At 62.8% G+C, this 22,520-nt stretch carries 16 protein-coding genes; 4 read left to right on the plus strand and 12 right to left on the minus strand.

Annotated elements, in window-relative coordinates; translation table 11 throughout:
- A partial coding sequence (locus tag AC0L2U_RS06295) for a VCBS domain-containing protein (protein ID WP_473601585.1) occupies nucleotides 1-2,681 on the minus strand: 2,681 nt, incomplete at its 3' end.
- A 324-nt stretch (nucleotides 2,682-3,005) separates the two neighbouring features.
- Between AC0L2U_RS06295 and AC0L2U_RS06300 the strand changes: the two genes are divergently transcribed.
- Nucleotides 3,006-3,935, plus strand: a complete 930-nt coding sequence (locus AC0L2U_RS06300; protein ID WP_473601586.1) for a transglutaminase-like cysteine peptidase — start codon at nucleotides 3,006-3,008, stop codon at nucleotides 3,933-3,935.
- Between the two features lie 47 nt (nucleotides 3,936-3,982).
- On the opposite strand, the gene AC0L2U_RS06305 is transcribed toward AC0L2U_RS06300, so the two are convergent.
- From AC0L2U_RS06305 to AC0L2U_RS06355, 11 genes are all read right to left on the minus strand, one after another.
- The gene (locus AC0L2U_RS06305; protein WP_128289220.1) at nucleotides 3,983-4,618 is read right to left on the minus strand and encodes a ribbon-helix-helix domain-containing protein; all 636 of its coding nucleotides are present in this window, start codon (nucleotides 4,616-4,618) and stop codon (nucleotides 3,983-3,985) included.
- Entirely contained in the window at nucleotides 4,608-5,897 is a 1,290-nt protein-coding gene (locus AC0L2U_RS06310; protein ID WP_127320297.1) for an HlyD family type I secretion periplasmic adaptor subunit, read from the minus strand. Before AC0L2U_RS06310 ends, AC0L2U_RS06305 begins: the two co-directional genes overlap by 11 nt.
- A gap of 42 nt (nucleotides 5,898-5,939) precedes the next feature.
- Nucleotides 5,940-8,072 carry a type I secretion system permease/ATPase gene (locus AC0L2U_RS06315; RefSeq protein WP_473601587.1) on the minus strand — a complete coding sequence of 711 codons (2,133 nt, stop codon included), beginning with the start codon at nucleotides 8,070-8,072 and terminating at the stop codon, nucleotides 5,940-5,942.
- 39 nt (nucleotides 8,073-8,111) lie between these two features.
- The gene (locus tag AC0L2U_RS06320; protein ID WP_127809450.1) at nucleotides 8,112-9,560 is read right to left on the minus strand and encodes a TolC family protein; all 1,449 of its coding nucleotides are present in this window, start codon (nucleotides 9,558-9,560) and stop codon (nucleotides 8,112-8,114) included.
- 424 nt (nucleotides 9,561-9,984) lie between these two features.
- Entirely contained in the window at nucleotides 9,985-10,521 is a 537-nt protein-coding gene (locus tag AC0L2U_RS06325; RefSeq protein ID WP_245481874.1) for an invasion associated locus B family protein, read from the minus strand.
- Nucleotides 10,518-10,979, minus strand: coding sequence for a DUF4189 domain-containing protein (locus AC0L2U_RS06330; RefSeq protein WP_127809449.1), 462 nt, complete (start codon nucleotides 10,977-10,979; stop codon nucleotides 10,518-10,520). The genes AC0L2U_RS06325 and AC0L2U_RS06330 overlap by 4 nt, the downstream gene beginning before the upstream one ends.
- 39 nt (nucleotides 10,980-11,018) lie before the next feature.
- Nucleotides 11,019-11,687: a hypothetical protein gene (locus AC0L2U_RS06335; RefSeq protein WP_128289219.1), complete on the minus strand. Its 669-nt coding sequence runs from the start codon at nucleotides 11,685-11,687 to the stop codon at nucleotides 11,019-11,021.
- 13 nt (nucleotides 11,688-11,700) lie between these two features.
- Nucleotides 11,701-12,258 carry an invasion associated locus B family protein gene (locus tag AC0L2U_RS06340; protein WP_128289218.1) on the minus strand — a complete coding sequence of 186 codons (558 nt, stop codon included), beginning with the start codon at nucleotides 12,256-12,258 and terminating at the stop codon, nucleotides 11,701-11,703.
- Nucleotides 12,259-12,265: 7 nt separating this feature from the next.
- Nucleotides 12,266-17,521 carry a beta strand repeat-containing protein gene (locus AC0L2U_RS06345; RefSeq protein ID WP_473601588.1) on the minus strand — a complete coding sequence of 1,752 codons (5,256 nt, stop codon included), beginning with the start codon at nucleotides 17,519-17,521 and terminating at the stop codon, nucleotides 12,266-12,268.
- Nucleotides 17,522-17,717: 196 nt separating this feature from the next.
- Nucleotides 17,718-18,239 carry an AraC family transcriptional regulator gene (locus AC0L2U_RS06350; RefSeq protein WP_127809445.1) on the minus strand — a complete coding sequence of 174 codons (522 nt, stop codon included), beginning with the start codon at nucleotides 18,237-18,239 and terminating at the stop codon, nucleotides 17,718-17,720.
- A gap of 655 nt (nucleotides 18,240-18,894) precedes the next feature.
- Nucleotides 18,895-19,098, minus strand: a complete 204-nt coding sequence (locus tag AC0L2U_RS06355) for a hypothetical protein (RefSeq protein WP_164749109.1) — start codon at nucleotides 19,096-19,098, stop codon at nucleotides 18,895-18,897.
- A 305-nt stretch (nucleotides 19,099-19,403) separates the two neighbouring features.
- On the opposite strand from AC0L2U_RS06355, the gene AC0L2U_RS06360 reads away from it, so the two are divergent.
- From AC0L2U_RS06360 to AC0L2U_RS06370, 3 genes are all read left to right on the plus strand, one after another.
- The gene (locus tag AC0L2U_RS06360; RefSeq protein WP_127809444.1) at nucleotides 19,404-20,867 is read left to right on the plus strand and encodes a phospholipase D-like domain-containing protein; all 1,464 of its coding nucleotides are present in this window, start codon (nucleotides 19,404-19,406) and stop codon (nucleotides 20,865-20,867) included.
- Nucleotides 20,868-20,977: 110 nt separating this feature from the next.
- A complete protein-coding gene (locus tag AC0L2U_RS06365) occupies nucleotides 20,978-21,826 on the plus strand; it encodes an endonuclease/exonuclease/phosphatase family protein (protein ID WP_292133772.1) in 849 nt (282 codons plus the stop codon).
- 62 nt (nucleotides 21,827-21,888) lie between these two features.
- The gene (locus AC0L2U_RS06370; protein WP_127809442.1) at nucleotides 21,889-22,224 is read left to right on the plus strand and encodes a hypothetical protein; all 336 of its coding nucleotides are present in this window, start codon (nucleotides 21,889-21,891) and stop codon (nucleotides 22,222-22,224) included.
- Nucleotides 22,225-22,520: the final 296 nt, after the last annotated feature.

Genomic DNA, 22,520 nt, shown 5'->3' on the forward strand with positions numbered 1-22,520 from the left:
CCGTCCGTCAGCACGTTGCCCGAGGCCTGCGCGCCTTCCGACACGCTGTTGGTGTTGGCATGCGCCGTCGGCACGTCGTCGACAATGTCGATGACGATGGCCGCCGGGGCCGACGACGATGTGCCGTCCGAGACGGTGAGCGAGAAGCTGTCGGTCTCGGTGACTGCCGGAACGTCCGTCGTCGTGCTGGTCAGTGTGTACTGATAGGCCGCAACACCGGTTGCCGGGTTGTAGCCGGTGATCAGCAGCGTGCCGTGGTCGCCCTGGAAGGCCGAACCGTTGAGGCTGCCGATGGCAACCGTGACGCCGCCGATGGTGACGGTCTGCACGTCGTCGAGCCCGTCGGCGTCCGACACAGTGAAGGTGCCTGTCGCCACAGTGCTGCCGTCGCCGGCCGCCGAACCCGCCGCCAGACCCGCCTCATAGACCTGGTCATGCGCGCCGGCCGGGTTGCCCTGGTCAACGACGATCTGCGGCACGTCGTTGGTGCCGTTGATGGTGATGGTCAGCGTTGCCGTATCGGTGTCGCCGTCGGCATCCTTCATCGTGTAGTTGAAGGTCTCGGTCAGCGTCTGGCCGGCGTCCAGCGCCTGCACCGCCGGATCGGCATTGTTGAGCGTGTAGGTGTAGGTGCCGTCGGGATTGGCAACGAAGGTGCCGTGTGCGCCCGTCGTCGAGCCATCCCAGCTGACGAAGCTCGTCGGCGTGTCGGCGCCCGGCTGGTTGTTGGCATGAAGGTCGTTGGTCAGCACATTGCCGTTGACCGGCGAGAGCGCGTCTTCGCTGATGCTGTTGGTGTCGTTGACCGCATTAGGCACGTCGTCGACGATGTCGATGACGATGGCCGCCGGGACGGACGACGAGGTGCCGTCCGAGACGGTGAGCGAGAAGCTGTCGGTCTCGGTGACTGCCGGAACGTCCGTCGTCGTGCTGGTCAGTGTGTACTGATAGGCCGCAACACCGGTTGCCGGGTTGTAGCCGGTGATCAGCAGCGTGCCGTGGTCGCCCTGGAAGGCCGAACCGTTGAGGCTGCCGATGGCAACCGTGACGCCGCCGATGGTGACGGTCTGCACATCGTCGAGCCCGTCGGCGTCCGACACCGTGAAGGTGCCTGTTGCCACCGTGCTCCCGTCGCCGGCCGCCGAACCCGCCGCCAGACCTGCTTCATAGACTTGGTCATGCGCGCCAGCCGGGTTGCCTTGGTTGACGACGACCTGCGGCACGTCGTTGGTGCCGTTGATGGTGATCTCGACCGTTGTCGTCGAGGTATCGCCGTCGCCATCGGTCAGGGTGTAGGTGAACGTGTCCGTCAGATGCTGGCCGCTGGTCAGCGCCTGGACCGCCGCGGCGCCGTTGTTCAGCGTGTAGCTGTAGTGGCCGTCTGCATCGATCGTGATCGAACCGTAGCTGCCCCCCACGGCCGAACCGACATGGCCCGAGGCCGATGCAACCGTGCCTGCCTCGACGCCCGTTACCGTCGCCCCGTCCGCACCCCTAACGTCGGCAACGCCGTCCGTCACATTCGCGTCCGCGCCGCCGCTGGCCGTAATGACATTGCCGTCCGCGACCGTCGCACCGTCTTCCGTCACGCTGTCCGTATCGGCAACCGCCGTCGGCGCGTCGTCGACGATGGCGACGGCAAAGGTCGTGCTGGCCGAATCGCCGTCAACATCCGTGACAGTGATGCTGAAATTGTCCGGGACGGTGTCGTTGTTGGGATCATAGCCGGCTGTCTGATCGGTATGAATGACCGATTCGGTGACCGTGTAATTGTATTCGATAGCACCGGTGCTCGGATTGAAGGAGACGATCGTCAGGTAACCGTACTCTCCCGGGATCTGCTGGTTGACGCTAGTGACGGTGACGCCATTGATGACGATCGACCCAATTCCATCAGGCGCGTCGATGCTGATCGTTCCAGTGCTGGACGTTTCATTGTCGGTCAGCGCTTCGCTGCCCGGAGATTGCGCCCCACCGCCGTCAAGACCGGCTTCACTGGCCGCTTCGGTCGGGGCAAGCAGTGACGTGGCCGTCACTGAAACCTGCCTGTCGACGATGGACGGGAACAGTTCGCGCCGCTCCAGGAGTCCGAACTGCAAGGCAGTCGGCGGCAGCAGTGCCGACAGATCGAACCCGTCGCCAATGCCGCCGGGGGGAACCGAGAAATCTCCGCCCGCGCTTGAGTTCGAACCGCCCGGGCCGGCCGACATGGAGCCGTCGGCGCCGAAGGCGACATCGACATGGCTGGCTTCCAGCGCTGCCAGCAGCGCAACGCGCGGCACCTCGACGTCGCCGATGATGAAGGTCGGCACGTTGAGGGCGCCGTCCTTGATCACGATCACCGAGCCGTCGGCCTGTTCGAGCAGAAGGTTCTGGCCGTCGACCTTGATGTTGTCGATGGAGGCGTTGGCCGGAAGCCTCACCACATGGCTGGCGTCGGCTACATATTCGTGCGGCGCAGCTGCCGGCGGTGCCTTTGCTTCCGCGGGGGCTTCCGGCTTGACAGGCGCTCCGCCGCCGACATCGACCGGCACCGGTTCGGACGCTGCCGGCGCGGGCTGCGTCGAATTTGCCTGTGCGACCCGGATCTCCGCCGGTGATGCCTGATCGCCGTGTTCATTGGACACGGAATGCTCGTTCAAGGAAGCCGAAAAGCTGTCCAACTCGATATTGTTCGTCATGGCTGAAACCCCTCCGATATTTACCGGATAGAGACAGCGGCCACTTCTACTTTGCAACTGCCCCCTAATCTATTTCATATATTATGATATGCATTGCCCGGCATTTTTTACACGTGGTAAACCGCTACAATATAACCGGTTATATGTAGGTTTCTGGAGACCTCCTTGACGGATAGCTGGGCGGCAATTTTCCGGTAAACCAAAGTATAAATTTGAATAAAATTTTAAGCAAAATGGATAAAGACAGTTGCTGGATATTTATCCACCTTCCTTTCCAATAATTTGAGACAAGATTGGTAGCGTCCACAGTCAAAGGTGGGCGTTATGAAAAAGCAAAAATCAGTTCCGGGAAAAACCCGGCTCCAGATGCTCCTGCTGGCAATCGGGCTTGTCGGCTTGGCGGGGCCGTCATTTGCGAGCGATATCGCCGCATCCGGCAGGCCTCCGGAGAAGGTCCAGACGCCACCCAGTCTCGGCGGTGTTTCGCTGGCGAGGCCTCAGCCCTGGCAGCCTGCGGGCGCTTACCGGATCGGTCTGGTCACCGGCAGCTATGGCCCAGATGTTGGCCGCGGGGATGGCTCGTCAACGGCGCGAGATGACGCCGGGATAGATCCGCTGCAGACCGCGTCGATTATTCCGGGGGTGTTCGGATCGGTTGCCTTGTCCATGCGCAATTTTCCCGTCGCGGCTCGCTGGGCGCCCGTCTACCGGGCAATCGCCGCTTGTTCGGCAGGCAGCCCCTGCGAGCGCAAGAGCGCGGCTTTTGCCGGCATGATCGCCGCCGCACAAGGCAAGGGATTCAGCGAGAAGCTGTCGTTCGTCAACAGCAGCGTAAATCGCCTGATCGCCTACAGGAAAGACAGCGTCGTCTACGGCAAGCTCGATTATTGGGCGAAGCCTTCGGAGATTCTCGAGCGGCGAGCCGGCGATTGCGAGGATTTTGCCATCCTCAAGATGACGGCCCTGCTGAGGGCCGGCATTCCGACGCAAAGCATGGCGCTTGTCGTCCTCCAGGATCGCAAGAGAGGCTTCTTTCACGCAGTGCTGTCGGTGAGCACAGGCAGCGGCACCTTCATTCTCGACAGCCTCAGCAACACTGTCGTGCGTGACAGCGATCTTCCGGATTACGTTCCGCTCTATTCGTTCAGCACGGACCGGGCCTGGATCCACGGTTCAAGACCGGGCGGAGCCCAGATGGCCGACATCAAGGGCGGTTTCGCAACCGTCGCCCCCGGCGAAGGTTTTCAGCCATAGGTTTCGGCCGGATTGGCGATGCATCCAGGGCAATTCCGGGAACTGCCCTAGCCGCCGAAGACGAACGCCATCAGCAGCTCCGGCTCGAGCACAGGAGCCCGCACCGCATTCAATTGTCCCCGGTATCGACGGTCGCCCGCGCCGATGACAAAACCGGTGGCCACCGGCGATTCGCCATTGGCATCGAGCCGCGCGAAGATGTCGGACACATTGAGGTCCAGCGCCAGCTTGAGATCGTGGCGTGCGTCATCGCTTGGGGCGATCGGCAATTGACGTTTGACCAATTGCTGGAACGGCGCGTTGAACGACAGGATCTTCTTCGACGAAGCCAGGGCAAAGGCGGGAGACGGGCAAGCGACCAGTATGGCGTTGATGGTGTTGATCGATGCAAGCTTTCGCAAGGTCAGGTTTTCGTCCCCCAGCCCACGCATGCAGGCCACCCGGATCGCGGATGTCAAATTTCCTGTCTGTGCCTGGCTTTCGGCGATCTCGTCGATGAGCATGCCGATCGTGCACTTCCTGCTTTCGGCCATCTGCTTCAGCGACATCCAGAATGCCCGCTCCAGACGGATGCCGCGCCGGATGCCGCCGCGCGCCACAACCCGGAATTCCAGTCCAAAATCCTCGGCGGCGACTGGAGGCAGCAGCCGACCGGAATGATGAAGGCTGGCGCTACCGCTCACTCATCGCCTCCTCGCGCGCCTTGTTGATCGGCTTCAGGAGGTAGTGCAGGATCGTCTTGCGCCCGGTCTTGATGTCGACCGAGCAGATCATTCCGGGGATGATCGAGTAGGCCTTGCCGTCTCTTTGAAGGGTGGATTTGTCGGTCGCCACACGCACCTGATAGTAGGGTTCCCCCGTTTTCTGATCGACCAGGCTGTCGGCTGTGATGTTCGAGACCTTGCCCTCGATGCCGCCGAAGATCGAGAAATCATAGGCAGTGACCTTGATAAGGGCCTCCTGGTCGGGACGGATGAACGCGACATCCCGTGGCGAGACCCGTGCCTCCACCAGCAACGTCTCGGAGGTCGGCACGATGCCGGCCACCACGGCGCCAGGCTGAACGAAGGCCCCGACCGTGTTAAGCTCCAGCGTGTTGACGATGCCATCCACGGGCGAACGGATATCGGTGCGCGCGACCTTGTCGGTGGCTCCCCTTATGGTCTCATCCACCACCGACAGTTCCGCCAGCGCCTGGGTAAGGTCGTCCAACGCCTCCTGCTGCAATTGCAGGCCGAGTTCCTCGACCTGAAGCTGGGCTTCCGTGATCGACGATTTGATCTTCTTTATCGTTTCGCCCGCAAGGTTCAGCTGGCCGTTGAGCTCGGTCTGTTCGCGCTCCACCCGGAGCTGCTCGGTCCGTGCCATCAGGCCTTTCTTGACCATCGCGTCGACCAATTTTGCCTCCTGGTCGCTGACGACCAGGTTCTTTGTAAGACGATCGGAATTGGCCTGCGCCTCGGCCAGTTCCCTCTCGCGCTGGTCAAGGCGTGACTTGAGCACGGATAGCTTGTTATCGAAGTTCCCGCGCCGGGCGATGAGCAGCTTCTGTTCATTGTCGCAGATTTGCGGAGCGACCGACTGGATGTCCTGCGGGCACGGAAATGGGCCGGAGAGATTGCCGGCCTGTTCGTATTTCAGCCTTGCTATGCGCACTTCCAGCGCGCGCGCCTTGGCCTGCTGCTCGCCCAGACTGGACGTGTTGAGCGTGTTGTCCAGGCGGATGATGAGATCGTTCTTCTTGACCACCTGGCCAATCGTCACGGCGATTTCCTGAACGACACCGGCTTCACTCGCCTGAATGATCTGGGTCTTGGAAGCGGGTATGACCTTGCCGTCGCCGCGTGCGATCTCATCGACTTCGGCAAAGGACGCCCAGGCGACGAAGACCACGAAGAGCGCTCCGATGATGAATATGGACGCCGACGCAAACAGCGGCGGTCGATCTTCTCTGGCAAGCATTTCCCACGCCCCAACGCATTGGATGCAGCAATATTTGTTTTGTCAGGCGCTTGTTTTCTGCAACGCCTGTATGACTTGGTCCTTCGGTCCGTCGGCAACGATTCTGCCCTGTTCGATAACGATCAGGCGGTCGGCCAGCTCAAGCATGCTGAAGCGATGCGTCGAGACGATCAGCGTGGTGTCGCGGTCGAAGGCGACTTTGAGCTGCTTGATCAACTGGCGTTCCGATGCGAGATCCATCGAGCCCGACGGCTCGTCCAGAAAGACGATTTTCGGTCTGGTCAGCAGCAGGCGTGCGATCGCCACCGTCTGCCTCTGGCCACCGGAAAGATTGGTGCCGCGCTCGCCGACATTCATGTCGTAGCCGCGCGGGTGGCGTGAAACGAAATCGTCGACGCCGGCCGCCTTTGCCGCTTCGATGATCTGTTCGTCTGTAGCCTCGGGGCATGCCATCAGGAGGTTTTCCTTGATGGTGCCCGAGAACAGGTCGCCGGCCTGCGCAACGATGCCGACCGCGGCGCGAACCTCGGACGGGTGATACTGGCGAATGTCGATCCCATCCAGCAGCAGCTCACCGGACGTCGGCAGGAAGAGCCGGCCGATCAGCCGCCCCATCGTCGTCTTTCCCGATCCTATGCGGCCGATGATGCCGATCCGCTCACCCGGCTTGACCGAGATATTCAGGCCGGTCAGAACCTCGTTTTCCGAGCCTGGATAGACAAACCCGACATTCCTGAACACCATCGCCCCCTTGCGGATAGGGCGGTTGACGAAGCCCACCGTGTCGGGTCGATCTTCCGGCTGAGCCATGATCGAGTTCACCATTCTCAGCGAGAGCATGGCCTGGCGAAACCGGGACAACGTTATGGCAATCTGGCCGAGCGGCGCCACGGCCCTGCTCGCCAGCATCACCGTTCCTATGATTGCTCCTGTCGAAACATGCCCTTCCGAGAAGGCATAGGCGCCGGCCACGACCAGGGCGACGGTCACCAGCTGTTGTATGGATTGGGTGATGTTGCCCGCCGCCGCCGAAAGCTGCTTGATCTTCTCGGACGTGTTGGCGGCGTTCTTGGAGTGCTCTCCCCATTTTCGCAGCAGATAGGCCTCGGCGCGCAGCGACTTGATGGTCTCCAGCGTCGAGATGGATTCGACCAGCAGGGCCTGGCGCTGCGACGCTTCGTTCATCGAGGCGGCGACGCGCTTGCCGATGCGGCGCTGGGTGATCAGGCCGACGATGACGGACATCACGAAGGCCAGCGCCGGTATGATCACCAGCCATCCGCCTATCGCATAGATCACAAGGAGGAAGACGAAGACGAATGCCGTGTCGATGAACACGCTTATGGTGTTCGAGGTGAAGAACTCCCTGACGAATTCATACTGCGTGACCCTGTTTGCGTATTCACCGGTCGAGCCGGGGCGCGCCGACAGCGACGAGTTCAGCACTTTCTCGAACAGCAGATAGGATATCCGGAGATCCGCCTTGCGCCCGGCATAGTCGATGAGGGAAGCCCTGGCCGTCTTCAAGAGCAGGTCGAACAGGATGACCGCGCCGATGCCGAGAGCCAGCACCCATAGTGTCGATATTGCCTTGTTCGGCAGGATCCTGTCGTAGACGTTCATGGTGAAGATCGGCGAGGCTATGGCCAGCAGATTGATGAACACCGCCGCCAGGACGACTTTTGAGTAGGTGCGCCAGAAAGCGCCCATCGTCCCCGTAAGCCAATGTCTCCGCTCGATCCTGGCCGCCGAGCCGACCGACATGGTCTCGGCGGCATTGGCATAGGTGATCGAGAAGGAAGCGCCGCCGCTGATGTAGCTGGCGGCCAGTTCCGATCGGCCGATCGTGGTGCGGCCGTCTTCCTGGGGCGCGGTGATATACGCATCGTCTTCGCCCAGAGCGAGCAGGGCAACCGGCAATTGGCTGACGCGAAAGACGATTGCCGGCAGGTCGATACGCCCCCTGAGAAAATCGCGGTGGTTGAACTCGGTGACTTCCAGGCCGATGCGTTCGGCAAGGTGCCTGATGTCGTCGGCCGCAATTCGCGTGTCCGAGAGCGGCACGCCGGCAAACAGCACGGTCTCCGCGCTCGGCCTGCCGAGATATCCGGCAACGGCCGAGAAGCAGGCCTTGAACGCCTCCTTGGGGGAGAGGATATTGGGTTGCTGGTTCACGATCTGCCCGTCAGGACGCTCGCTGGACCTTGCGTCGTCTTATTTCTTCCTCACCGGGGCGAGGATATCGAATGGCAGGTCGTTCTTCTGCTCCGATGGCGTCCGCGCATAGGTCTCGGTGTCCGCGGTTTCCGGTGTTGCAAACTCGGTGCGCGCATAGGCTGTCGCTTGCTTTGCCGGCTCGAGATTCATCGTTTTCAGCAACTGTCCGGTCGCGGCCAGGAGCCGGTACTGGGCAAACAGCGATGCGTAGGACGCGGTATCGGCCAGCGTTGCCGTGTTGAACCGCGTATTCTGCGCGTCGAGCACGTCGAGCAGCGAGCGCTGTCCAACCTTGAACTGCTCGCGATAGGAAGCGACCAGCTTTTCATTGGCGGCGGCCTGTTGCCTCAGGGTCTTCGCCAGATCGGCTTGCCGGAAACGGCGATCCCATGAGGTGCGAACGGCTTCCTCGATTTCGCGCAAGACCTGATGATAGGCGAGCCGCTGCTCGCTGGCGCGGCGGATCTGCTCCTGTTCATTGGCCTTGTCTATGCCGCCGCGATACAAATTCCAACGCAGCACCAGACGCGCCTGCAGGTCATTGGTGTCCCCGTCGTCGCCGTCAATGTCGGTGCCTGCCCTGGCCCGACCTTCAGCAATGACTTCAGGGCCATATTTCGCCCGGGCCGCATCCACCAGGGAAGCCGCGGCGTCGATATCGCTGGTGGCCATGTGAACGCGCGGATTGTTCTGTCGTGCCAGGCCGATCGCGTCATCCAGTGACCGCGGAAGCGCGGCGGCGACGTCACCCGGCCGCGAAGCATTGACCAGCGGCTTGCCGACGGTCTTGAAGAACCGGATCTTGGAGGCTTCCAGCTCTTCGGTCGCCTCCTGCATGCGGGCCTTGGCCGCGAACAGACGCTCCTCGGCCTGTTGGCGGTCGGCCTCGTTCAACGCCCCGCCTGAGATGCCTTGCCGGATGTCGCCGAGTATCGCCTGATGGAAACCCAGATTCTTCTTGGCTTCGGAAACGATCGAAGCCTGCAGCATGTATTCGAGGTAATCCTGGACAACGGACAGCCCGATGAATTCGGACCGTTCCAGCACCCGGAACGACGCTCCGTCGACGCGCGATGCCTGGCGGTTCAATTCCGCGCGACGCGCTCCGCTGTCGAATAATTTCTGGGTCACCACCAGATTCGCTTCCGCCGGATAGAGCGAATCGTTCTCTATCGACAGCGAGCGCCGGGACGAATTGTCGAGCCGGCGAACGCCAGCCGATCCCTCGACATCGACACTGGGAAGGTAAAGGCCCTTGGCCTGCCGCAACTCGAACTCGATTGCTTCGCGGTTTTCGATCGCCTGTCCAATCTCGGGATTGGATTCCACCGCGACAGCCATCGCCTCCTTGAGCGTAAGCGCATGAGCACCCCCGCAGGTCAGCATGGTGGCCGCCATCAAAAGACCAAGGCGCCTGCCTATGGTCGACATGTTTGTCGTATTCATTAATCCCACCCTAACGTTTCCCCAGCGTCCTTTTCAGAGCGCTAACCAAGCCAAGGCCTGCCCGTCGGTGGATTATTCACAAATTCACGAAATGTGTGAGCGATTATTGATTTAGAGGGCGCTAAATAGCCTTTTTGGGCAACAAGGCTGCGAGATGTAGCAAAAATAGCACATAACGTCGGCTCGCTGCGGTTGTATCCGGACGCCCCATTCAGTGGGCAAGCACAAAAAATCGCAGGCCAGTGGGCCGATATGCCCAGAATCATGGCCGGTTCGGATAGCGGTTGTCGACAATCCAACCGGAGGTTGAACGCTTTTTCAGGCACGCCCCCCTTGGGTGCCGCGTCCAAAAAATACTCCATAGTGGCGGCCGGCTTGCGCGTCATGTCGCTCATCACGGCCAAAAGCTGGTCAGCGCGTATCTCTAATTTGCGCTCAACGCCACCATGCGGTCGAGCGCCGCGGTCAGGCCGCGAAGCGACACCGGGAAGCTCAGCGGGGTCTCGGCGTCCGTCGTGACATTGAGCTTCAGCACCGAGCCTCCCCTCAGCTTTCCAAGCGTCGGCCGATCGACGGTAAAGACGGAGACGCAACCCGTCGGCAGGCAAGTCCTGAATCGCTGCGGGGACAGTGGCGGCTGATCATCGATCTGCAGCGTCACGCCCGGATCGAGCAGGATGCCGAAGGGCAAAAGCAAGGTAGCCGTCGTCGAGCCGTCCGGGCGTGCCGCGATCTCCACGGCAAGAAGCCTCTGCCCGTTCTGCTGGACCTGGTCTTGCGCGAGCGAGCACACTCTCGCCTTCTCGCGAACCGAACAGGTCACACTCCAGTCCTGATAGACCTCACGCAGCGATGACGGTCCGTCCGGGACAGCCGCCACCTGTTGCTGGGCGGACGCCGGCGACATCAACGAGAATAGAATTGCCCCACATGCGGAGACGGCCTTCGGGCCAGGCTTCATGTGCAGACCCACTCGCGGATCTTGCATTTCTCTCCCGTCGCCTCGCAGGCCTGCAAAGCGAGATCCTCCGCTTCCCGACGGGTCTCTGCCGAGTTCACGCCCCAGGGCGTAAAACGGTTCTCCACCTTGTCCGCCACGGCGAGGGCACCGCAGTGCTTGTAGGGAAAGCCGGTCTCGTCGTCATCATTCCAATGGCGATGGTTGCGGAAGACGGTGACGACGTTGCAGGCTTTTCCGCCCGCGTTTTCGCAATATTTCTGTGCGATGTCCTTCGCTTCCTGCCGCTTGTCGGCGCCCCAGAAGAAGCCGTATTTGCTATCGGCCTGCGAATAGGCAATGGCCGCCCATATGCCTTTTTCCTCCTGTTGCGGCTCCGATGGGGCCACAAGGTCGGCTGAGACGACTTGTCCGCTCCACAACAGGGTCAAGCCCAAAACTGCCAAAGCCTGCGATCTCATGGTCGGCCATCCTTTCCTTAACCTCAATCGCTTCGCGTCCTACTTCGCCGCCGAAGCGAGGGAGATCACCACACAGCTTTTGCCCGTCGGCAGGAGAAGCGCTTCACCGGCATTGCCGCCGAGTTCGTAGACCTCGACCTGCCCGAGATGGTCGGTAATCTTGCTGCCCTGCGGCAGGATGGATGCGATGTCGGCGCACGGGCTGGCGAACGGCGCCACCCGCACCATCGCCCCTTCGCAACCGGTGGCAGTAGGCGAAGCGAACACGATGCCGGCGGCCGGTCCGCTATAGCGTTCCGACGCATAGTCCATGCCGACAAAGGCCTGGATGGCGTGCTTGTCGGCCGCCTGATCGTTCCACAGGGATTTGACGCTGTATTTCGTGCCGTTCGTCAGAATCTGTCCGAGCGTCGGATAGACGGTCGAGCAGGCCTGCACACCGGCCTGCTTGACATGCTCGAGGAAGGGCGTGTCCGGAAGCACGGGGGCCGCCGCAGTTTCTGCAGGTGCGGCCGTCGCGCCGCCGACCAGATTGGCGATCGCGGCATAGTTCCCGGCGGCGAAGCCAAGCCCCGCCACGACCAATCCCAGCAATGAATATCCGGCCACGCGTGGCCAGCGCCGCCGTGGGGGCTCGGCCCGCCTCTGCCGATCCGCCTCGACGGCCGGAGTGCGTTTCGCGGACGTGAACTGGTCCTGCTGGCTCATGGTGATGCCCCGATTATTTGAGTGGTGAAAGGGCCTCTGACAGCCCCTTGAGTGTTGCGGTCACGGTGATCGTCTGGCCGTCGACTGTCGAATAGGAGATCGCCGGTGTCGCATTCTGCGAGATCTGCCGGCGCATGAGGGGGCCGACCGGCAACATGCCGACACAGACCATTTCGTTGCAGCCGTTCAGGTGCACGTCGATCGGCTGCTTCTGTCCATCGAACTTCAGCGACACCAGGCCATCGCTCCTGGCATTCGCAGCGGTGCGCAGGATCATGTAAGGCTTGCCGTCCTGTGTGGCGGCAAGCGACCAGCTGAAGGCCATCTTGCCTGCTGCGTCCTCGATGATCTGCGAGACGTTGCAGACCTTCTTGCGGGCCTTGAGGTTCTCGTCGCAGATCAGCGTCCAGTTATCGAATGGGCGGATGGTGCGCTGATAGTCGCCGAGCTTCACCTCGGGCGGCACCACCACGTCCGATGGCTTGATCCTGTAGGTCGAGGCGACCTGCCCGGCGGCCGGCACCAGGCCGCCGCAGAGCGCCAGGCAGGTCAGGGCAACAAGTCCTTTCATTCCTGCCTCAGTTCAAGGTGAAGCTGATGCCGGCACCGACACCGACATGCCCACCCGCGGCCGTGCCCGACAGATTGCCCCGGATGCGGCCGTCTTCGCTGGTGTAGCCCGCACCGAAGGCGAACGCGCCTGCGTCCCGCCACAAGCCGCCGCCCGCCGCCACGCTCAGCTTTCCGGGCCGGTCGTCATAGCGCAGCGAGGCAGCCGCAAGGCCTATTGCGGCCGCCTGCCGCGCCTCGTCGCGGATGCCGCTAATGTCCGAATTGAGCTGGCTGAGCTTCTGGTCGGTATAGTCGTTGGCCTGCTGCAAGGTCGTGACCGCCACCTTGTCGGTGTAGTCGTTGGACGTATCGATAGCGTAGGCTACGCGGTTGTCCGTATAGCTCTTGCCCGCGGTCAGGCCCTGGTTCATCTGGTCGACGTTGACCGCATCGGTCCCTTTGACGCCGGGGCCGACATTGGAGATGACGACCGGCGCGTTGACGTCGCCGCCCTGCAACGTGATGGTGTTCGACTTGACGCCGCCCGGGGCGTCATAGGTCACCGCGTTCTCGGTAAGGTTTCCGACGCCGGCTTTCAGATCCTCGATCGCCGTATTGGTGGCGTAGAGCTGCGAGCCGTTGATCGCATCGGTGCTGTCGGAAGACACGCGGCCGGCAGCGACATTGGTGATCGTCCGCTCGGCGCCGGCGTCGCCGACGCTGACGGTTCCGGTTGGAGTCGTTCCGGCATAAGTGTAGGTCTTGCCGTTGATGACGGTGCTGGAGGTCCCGACGGCGGTCTGCGTCACCGAACCGGAACCGAGCGCCACATCGTTGGCATTGTTGGCCTGCGCGCCCTGGCCGAGCGCGACGGCGCCTTGCCCAGCGGCCGTCGAGCCATGTCCCGCGGCCAGGCTGTCGGTGCCGCTCGCCACGCTCTCCGGTCCGATCGCAACGGCGTTGGTGCCGCCGGCGATGCTGTCGGCCAGCGTCGAGTTGGCGTGGAAATACTTGATGCCGCCGCCATTGCTGATGCTGGTCAGCGCATTGTCGACGGCCGTGAAGCCGTCATAGACGGTGGAATAGTTGTTGCCCTGGATGTTGTAGGTCGGGCCGGTGATCGAGCCGTCGGGATTGACGGTCGTGCCGCCGCCGAACAGGTTGCTGACGTTTTGCGTCACGCCGCGCAACTGCGAAACGTTGACGCCGTCGGTGTCGGCAGAGCCCGCCGCGACATTGGTGAGCTTGCGTTCGGCCCCGGCAGAGCCGATCGACACCTCGCCGACCGACGTTTGCGGACCGGCGAGCGCAAAGGCCGTGTAGCCTGCCTGCGCGCCGACCGTGGTGATGGACTGCGCACCGAGCGCCACGCTGTTGATGAAGGTGCTCTGGGCGCCGGCGCCGAGCGCCACCGACTGGATGCCGGACGCCAGCGAATTGGTGCCGAAGGCCAGGCCGTCGGCCAGCATGACATGGGCGTTCTGGCCGATCGCGGTTCCGCCGGGTGCGGTCTGGTCGACGATGGCGCCGTTGCCGATGCCGATGCCGTTGTCGCCGTTGACGACCGTGGTCGGACCGACCGCGACCGACTCTGCCCCGACCGCCAGCGAGTCGCCCGCCGCCGAATTGGCATGGAAATACTTGGTCGAGGTGACCGATACGGCAGCTATGGCGCCGGCGAGTTGGCGCACCGTCACCGCGTCCTGGTCCTGGGTGCCGTCGGCCACATTGGTGATCTGCCGGTACGAGGTGGCATCGCCCACCGAAACGGCGCCGAGCAGCGTCTTGTCGGTGGTGTTGTACTGGATGAAGTTGGATGGGCCGGCGGGCAATTGCCCGGTAGTCGGAGCGATCGCACGATCGGAAACCGAGCCCGAACCGAGCGCCACGCCGCCGTCGATGCTGGCATTGCTGTCGCGGCCGAGCGCCAGCGCGCTGTCGCCGGTCGCGGTCGCCTGGTAGCCGACGGCGGTGGAGCCGACCCCTTGTGCGAAGGAATCGGTTTGCGCCAGACCGGCCTCGTTGGTGCGGGCGTAGCGGATGCCCTCGCCATTGGCGTCGGTATAGGCGGTCGAGGTGTCGCCGGCGATGTTGTTGATCGTGTTGCCGAGATCGGTCACCGAACCGCCAATGGTGCTGAGCGTGGTGCCGATGGCGTCGACGGCCTGGTTGGTGGCGGCGAGCTGCGAACCGTTGATGGCGTCGGTCGACGTCGAACTGATCCGCCCCGCGGCGACATTGGTGATGGTACGTTCCGCGCCGACCGTGCCGACGCTGACCGTCGAAGTCGGAGTGGTGCCCTGGAAAGCGTAAGTTGTGCCGTTGATTACGGTGCTCGGCGTGCCGACGGCGACGTCGGTGACACTGCCCGAGCCGAGCGCCACATCGCCTGCGTTGCCAGCGGTCGAGTTTGCACCCAGCGCGAGCGCATCCGCGGCGCTGGCATTCGCTTGCATGCCGAGAGCGGTCGCCTGGAGGCCGGTAGCAAAGGCGTTCTGGCCGATCGCGGTGGTGGAGGTCGCTGTCGCGTTGGCATTCGCGCCGATGGCGGTGCTGTATTGGCCCGAGGCGTTGGAGATGTAGCCCATCGCCGTTGCGTCGAGCGCCGATGCGACGGCGCCGCTGCCGAAGGCCGACGCATTGGCGTCGGATGCGCTCGAATTGACACCGGCCGCGATGGCGTTCGTCCCCGTTGCGGTCGCGACGGGTCCGATCGCGACGGAGTCCGTGCCCGTCGCCGAGGAGTCCGCCGCCGTCGAGTTGGCATGGAAATACTTGATGCCGCCGCCGACATTGATGTTGTTGACGACGGCGCCGATGGCATCGACGGCCTGGTTGGTGGCGGCGAGCTGCGAGCCGTTGATGGCGTCGGTCGACGTCGAACTGATCCGACCCGCGGCGACATTGGTGATAGTGCGTTCCGCGCCGGGCGCGCCGATGCTGACCGTCGAGGTCGGGTTGGTGCCCTGGAAGGCATAGGTCGTGCCATTGACCACCCCACTGGCCGTGCCGACCGCCGTGGTGGTCACCGAGCCCGAGCCGAGCGCCACGTCGCCGGAGCTTGCCGCCGCCGTCGCGCCATCGCCAAATGCGATATTCCCGGCGAGGCCGGCGGCACCTGCCGTGGAGCCGTTGCCCAACGCCACTGAGCCTTGGCCGATCGCCTTGTTGTTGTTGCCGATGGCGACGGCACCGTTGGCCGCGTTGGCCGCGGTGGCGGTCGCCGTGCCGTCGCTGTTGGCGATGTTGTTTGCGCCGCCGGTGAAGGCGCCGGTGCCGCTGGCGAAGCTCGGATCGCCGATGGCAACCGCGCCGTCTCCATAAGCGACGTTGCCCGCACCGATGGCGACAGCCTTGCCGCCGCTTGCGTTTGCGTTGGTGCCGATGGCGACGGCGTCGACGGAGTTTGCGACCGCGTTCGTTCCGGCGGCGATCGCGTTCTGGGCACTCGCGTTCGCGGTATCGCCCATCGCCAGCGCGCTCGCGCCACTCGCCGATGCGCTAACGCCCAGCGCCGTTGCGCGCGCGAGGGTCGCACGGGCGCCATTGCCGAGCGCCACGGCGCCAACATCCGTGCCCTGGGCACCCGATCCAATCGCGACCGAGCCGATTCCACTCGACACGGCGGCATTGCCGAAAGCCAATGCGAAATTGCCTGAGGCGAGTGCGTTGGGGCCGAGCGTTGACGAGCTTATCCCCGTCGCACGGGAATTTACCCCGATTGCGACGGCGAACTGGGCCGATGCCACGCTTGTACGGCCGATCGCCGTGGCATCAGCCACGTTTGCCGTCACGTCCACGCCGATAGCGATCGCGCTCTGAGCGAGAGCCCCCGTTCCGACAGCGGAGCGTGCGCCCAGATAGATGGAATTCACGCCGCTGGCGATGGATCCCGTGCCAATGGCGGCGGCGTTAGTCTGGCTGGCTTGGGCGTTGTGGCCGATCGACGCGGTGTTGCTGACGGCGACACCAATACCGGCATTGGTTCCGATCGCGATGTTGTCGTTGCCGGTGACCAGATTGCCCGCGGAGGCGGAGAGCGTTGCGTCATAGGCAACGGCGCCGTCACCAGTGCCGAGGGCGACATTGCGCTGCCCCGTGACGCCGGAGCCAGCGCCTCTCAAGACGCTTGGGACGCCGCCGCCGACAGCGGTATTCTGTCCGCCGCTGACGAGCGTGCCTGCCGCGATGCCCACCGCGACCGAGCTGGCATTTCCGGTGGTCGAGCCGGCACCCGCACCCTGCCCGACCGCAACCGTGCTGTCGCCGATCGCCACCGCTTGCACCCCGAGTGCCGTTGAGCTGTTGCCGGTCGCCCTAGCAGCGTTGCCGACGGCGACGCCCGAGACTCCGCTGGCGTTGGCGCCGTTCCCGGCGGCGAGAGAATTGCCGCCGGTCGCCTGGCTGACCACTCCCAGCGCTATCGAATTGCCGCCGCTTGCGTTACTACCCGCTCCCATTGCGGTCGCGTTGCCGCCGGTTGCTTGGCTGGTCGATCCAACCGCGGTACCAAAGCTGTTGGCGACGGTCCCCGTGCCGAGGGCGGTCGAACTGTTCCCCGAAGCCTGGCTTACGCTGCCGATAGCGACGGAATTGCCGCCGGTCGCTTGGCTCGATACGCCAACGGCCGTCGCGGCGGCGCCAGCAGTAGCCGTGGAGCCGATGGCAGTCGCGTTCGCCCCGTTTGCGGTGCTGTTGACACCAAAAGCTGATGCTCCATCCACGAGCGCGCGGGCGTTCCCGCCTACGGCAAGAGCATTGACGCCGGTCGCGTTCGCGAAGACGCCTATGCCTATGGCGTTGAGGCCAGTGGCACTCATCGTATAGCCGATGGCGATCGAAGCATTGCCCGTTGCGGTGTTACCGGTGCCTATCGCCACGCCGTTGTCACCATTCACCTTGGCGCCAGCACCAATGGCGGTCGAGGCGGAGCCGGTGGCGCTGGTGGCACATCCGATCGCTGTGCTTTGCACCCCCGCGGAGGGAGTCGTGCAGTTCGCGGTGTTGGTCAGAACCCCGTTACCAATGGCAAGCTGCGCGAACGCCGGCTGCGGGACCATGATCCCCACCACGGCCCCGAGCATCCCGCCAACGCCCAAAGTTCCCAGCCCCAGGCGCTTGCGCCCCATACCGAGCGCACGATGCGCCATCCGCAGCACCGCCATCAGGCGGCGGCGAACCGAGCGGGAACTGACATCGGCCCCCGCGATCCAGTGCCCGGCGAAATGCGCCGCGCGACGCTGAACAAGAAGCGAGCCGTTCGAAAACTGGTTGTCGGTCATGGTTCCCTCTCCGCTGGCCGGCACGAAATGTCTGACAATTCCGCTCCACCGCAGGAAGACATGATTCCTGCCCGCGGTATTTCACGAAATTGCTGCCTTGTGAGAAAAGATCGGAGCAAACCTGCAGAGGTTAACGGCTTGTTACCTTAGCCAATGCTTTAAAACCAAGAAATAAAGCAACGACCTAAGCGCCGCCTCATCTAACCTTGGCGTTAAGCTTGCCCACCCGCAGCTGCAGCGGCGTCACCTGGCGGTATTTCTTCATCACGGTGGTAAAATGGCTCTGGCTTGAAAATCCGCAGGAATGCGCGATGTCGGCGATCGTCATGCGGCTGTCGGCAAGCAGTCTTTCAGCCAAATCCAGCCGCAGCTCGAGGACATACTGGTGCGGCGGCACCCCGAACGTCCTCGAGAAAGCCCGCATGAAGTGGTACGGCGAAAGCTCGCAAACAGCGGCCATTTCGGCAAGCGCCAGCTTGCGCGTAAAGTTCTTGTCCAGAAATTCCTGCACGCGGCGTGTGCTGCGGACCGAAAGTCCGCCTTTCGCGTTGAGCGTCGGCTGTCGCAGATTGGTTCCGGAAGCCGGTCCGGGGAAACCATCATCACCCGGCATTTTTCGGCCTCCTGACACGTCCCAGATGAGGTTCAACCGGAGGCCTTCCTCCTCGTTCCCCCGAAAAACAATTCGTGATTGATCGAAGCCGACCGGCATCGCCATTCATCGGATCGTTCCGGCCGGACGGCGAACGATGAATGTCTGCGAGACGGGATCGCGGACGGAGGATATGACACTCCCCCGCGCGGTGACCCTCCTGGGCCCGGCGCTTTCAGGAATTATGTCCAGGACAAATCGAGCTGTCCGTTCTCGATTGACGCCCCGGGAAACGCCGCTTTCCCGAGCATCGTCCGTATTTTTCATTGCCTGGCCTCAGCCGCTTGTCCGCCGCCTGAAATCCCCCTTAGCCCGACCCGGATCCAACGTAACGCACATGGCGCGGAGTGTGAATAACATCCGTACGCAAAGAAAAAATTTTGTTCGGGATAAGAAGACGGACCAGTCAACAAGGCAAGGGCTGGACCATTTCGGAACCTTCGCCGGCGCATTGGCTGACGGAGCATCAAACGAAAAACCCGCCTGTTCGGCGGGTCACTGGCGCAAATCAGCACCATGCACGAATTTATACCTTAGCTGAGGTCACCGAGTCAAGAAAAAATTCCTATCGTGAAAGCTGCCCGCGCAAAAGCTGCCACACCGAGCCCGCTGCCGCGAGGCCTCTGGTTGGCCTGAGTTCGGAGCCCTGCTTCAGGTTTGGACAATTCGACCAATTCAGCAGCCCTTCAAGGCAATGCAGAGCTACCCGATTTGCTGCCGGTCATTGCAGATCGTCGCGACGATTCTCGTACAAATCCCATGTAAGTTCCACAAACCCCAGAAGAACGTCCTCCTCGCTCCACCCGGCAGCGACCGCTGCCTGAACGATCTCACGGACGAGAGGCAGCAATTGGCGTTGGCATTCTGCCGACGTGTCCGCAACTGCGTCATCGCCGGGAGGTCCATCGAAGTTGAATTTCATCATTCAGCGCCCCCCTCGCCATCAATCAAAGTGTTTATATAACTAAATTCATTCCTCCTGATATACAATAGAGGTGGTACCAAAGCATAAGAGGCTTCGGTGGGCCTGGGAAGAACAGGACGATGCCAGGCTTTATGCTTCCCCTGGGTCAGGTTTGTCCTTCTGAACAGGATCTATCGGGGTGCTTCAACCCATCGATCTCTGCGGCCGGTCGAACTCTTCAGCCAAGGCCGCATGCCACCATCCACCGAATGCACGGCACGAGCGGCTGCATTGCCTTCTGCAACCGCTCGCTGGATAGTCTCGGCATGTTGGCGACCCTGGCGACTCACTGGCCGCAAATTCTGGCGATCATCTCCGTGGTGATGGCGACGCTCGGCATCGTCCATGCCGTCATGACCAAGGAAGATGTCCGCGCCGCCACCGGCTGGGTCGGCGTGATGGTGCTGTCCCCGATTCTCGGCGTGCTGATCTATGCCGTCGCCGGCATCAACCGCATTCGCCGCGCCACGATCACCGCCCAGCGCCCGTTTGCCGATGGCGCGGTATCCGCCAAGCACGAGCGCGACGTCGCTGTCGAAGAGGCTCTGATCGTCGAGCGCTACGGGCAACGGTTCACGGGCTTGCGGACATTGGGCGACAGGGTGGCGCGGCGCGCGCTCAATCCTGGAAATGCAATCGATGTGCTGGAGACCGGCGACGAGGCCTATGCCGCCATGTGCGCGGCCATCGATGGTGCCGAGCGCAGCGTCCTGCTCGAGACCTATATTTTCGACAATGACGCCGTCGGCCTGCTCTTCGTCCAGGCGCTTGCCGGCGCCGTCCACCGAGGCGTCACCGTCCGCGTGCTGATCGATGCCGTCGGCGCCCGCTACTCGGTGCCGAGCATCCTGGGGCATTTGCGCGAGGCCAACATCCCCGCCGATGTCTTCAACGGCAACATCGTCATGGGCCTGCGCCTGCCCTACGCCAATCTGAGGACCCACCGGAAGATCCTGGTGGTCGACGGCATCGCCGCCTTCACCGGGGGCATGAACATCCGAAAAGGCTTCTCCGCCGAATTCGCCGGCTCCAACAGCGCCAGGGACACACATTTCCGGGTGACCGGTCCGATCGTCGCCGACCTCTTTTCGGTTGCCGCCGAGGACTGGCGCTTCGCCACCAACGAGGCGCTGAAAGGCGACGCCTGGCGCATCGCCCCGCTGTCGCCGTCGCCAGGCGCACCGATGATGGTGCGGGCGGTCGCTTCCGGCCCGGATGCCAGCAACGAGACCAACCACAAGCTGCTGATCGGTGCATTCTCGGTCGCCCGCAAGTCTATACGCGTGATGTCGCCCTATTTCCTGCCGGATCGGGAACTGATCAGCGCGCTGATCACCGCCGGCAGGCGCGGGGTCGAAATCGACATCGTGGTGCCGGCGGTGAACAATCTTTTCCTCGTCGACCGCGCGATGATGGCGCAGTTCGATCAGGTGCTCAAACACTATTGCCGTGTCTGGCGCACCGAGGGACCGTTCGACCATTCGAAGCTGCTTTCGATCGACGGAGTGTGGGCCTATGTCGGCTCTTCCAATCTAGACGCCCGATCGCTGCGGCTGAATTTCGAGATCGACTTGGAGGTGCTCGATGCCGGCTTTGCCAGCGAGATCGAGGCGCGGATCGGGTCGGCGATCGCCTCCGCCGTGCCGGTGACGCTGGAAGCCTTGCGAGCCCGGCCGTTTCTTATCAGGCTGTTCGACCGGGTATTGTGGCTCGGTTCACCCTATCTCTAAGGCGGAGGTGCGCTTGAGGAACTCGTCCGTCATGGAACATACGCGGAAATTGCCTATTTTCACTGTATCCGGCTTCTGAATTGATGCCAGCGAGGACGAGCAGCACAGAGATGCACAGAATTGGACGCAGCCTCCCGGCAACCATGCTTCTGTCCCTTCGTGACCGCCGGATGCAGAAAGCGAATGCCGCCGCACTCAAGACGACAGCCACCACCGGCACGCTGGTTGCCTCCTACAATGTCCACAAATGCATCGGCGTCGACAGGAAATTCGACCCGGAACGGACCATCCGCGTCATCCGCGAAATCGATCCGGATCTCATCGCGCTGCAGGAGGCCGACAATCGCTTCGGCGACCGTAATGGGCTTCTCGACCTGCCCCGGCTCGAACGGGAAACCGGCCTGGTTCCGGTGCCGATTTCGGCCACCGGCAAGGGCCATGGCTGGCATGGCAACGTCTTGCTGTTCAAGAAGGGCGTCGTTCGCGACGTGCACCAGATCAAGCTTCCGGGACTGGAGCCGCGCGGCGCGGTGGTGGCGGAGATCGACCTCGATGGAAGCCAGACGCTGCGCATCATCGCCGCCCATCTCGGCCTGCTGCGCCGCTCGCGCTCCCAGCAGGCGCGCGTCGTGCTCGACCTGATGAACAGCCCGGACGAAAGACCGACCTTGCTGCTCGGCGACCTCAACGAATGGCGACTTGGCAACCGCTCCGCTCTCAACACGCTGCATGCAACGTTCGGCCCGCAGCCGCCGGCGGTCCCCACCTTCCCGTCGAACCTGCCACTGCTGGCGCTCGACCGGATCATGGCCAACAGGCACGGCATGATTGCCGCCATTAACGCGCATGACACGCCGCTTTCGCGCGTTGCCTCCGACCACCTGCCGCTGACGGCCTTCGTGCGCCTGGAGCGGGTAGACGATAACGCCTTAATGTCTTCCGCGTCGCAAAGCGTGTAAAATTAGACGGAACGCCCAGTTCTTCCCCGAGTTAACATGTCTCGAACGCGCAGGAGGACGAGATGAAAAAGCTGATTCTGGCTTGCCTGTTGGCATTGGCCGCGACAGCGGCGATCACTGCGCCGACGCACGCGGCAAGCGTGACCATCCAGTCCGACGATGACGACCGATATTTGCCGGATGACGATTCCGATAGTGGGATCGTTATTCGCCGTCACCACCGCGATCGCTATTACGACAATCAGTATGATGGCGACCAGGACGTTCAGTATGACAATGGCGGATACCGGTACGGCGAATATCGCCGCCACCACCGGCATCACCGCTGCCACAAAGAACTGGTCAGGCACTGGCGCCACCACCACAGGGTGATCGAAGAGGTCCGCGTCTGCGGCTGATGCCGATCGTACCAACCGGCCGGCCAAAGCTGGCCGGTTTGGTCGCGTATTGGGCGCGAGAGATGATGCCGCCATGGATCAGTTGAAAACGCCCCTGCAGACTGACGCGCGGCGCGGTTCGCGCAGCTGGATGGCTGATTTTGTCGCGATTGCACTTGGCACGGTAACTCACTCTCCACCATCCCCGTCAAGCCGCAGATCACCGGCCCGCTTCCCAGGGCATGACAACCGGTTAGCGGATCCCACCATCAACCGGTCGTGGCCGGCCCCATGTTCGGGTTGGGCTTGCTCTTCGC

Source organism: Mesorhizobium sp. WSM4808 (assembly GCF_055811675.1).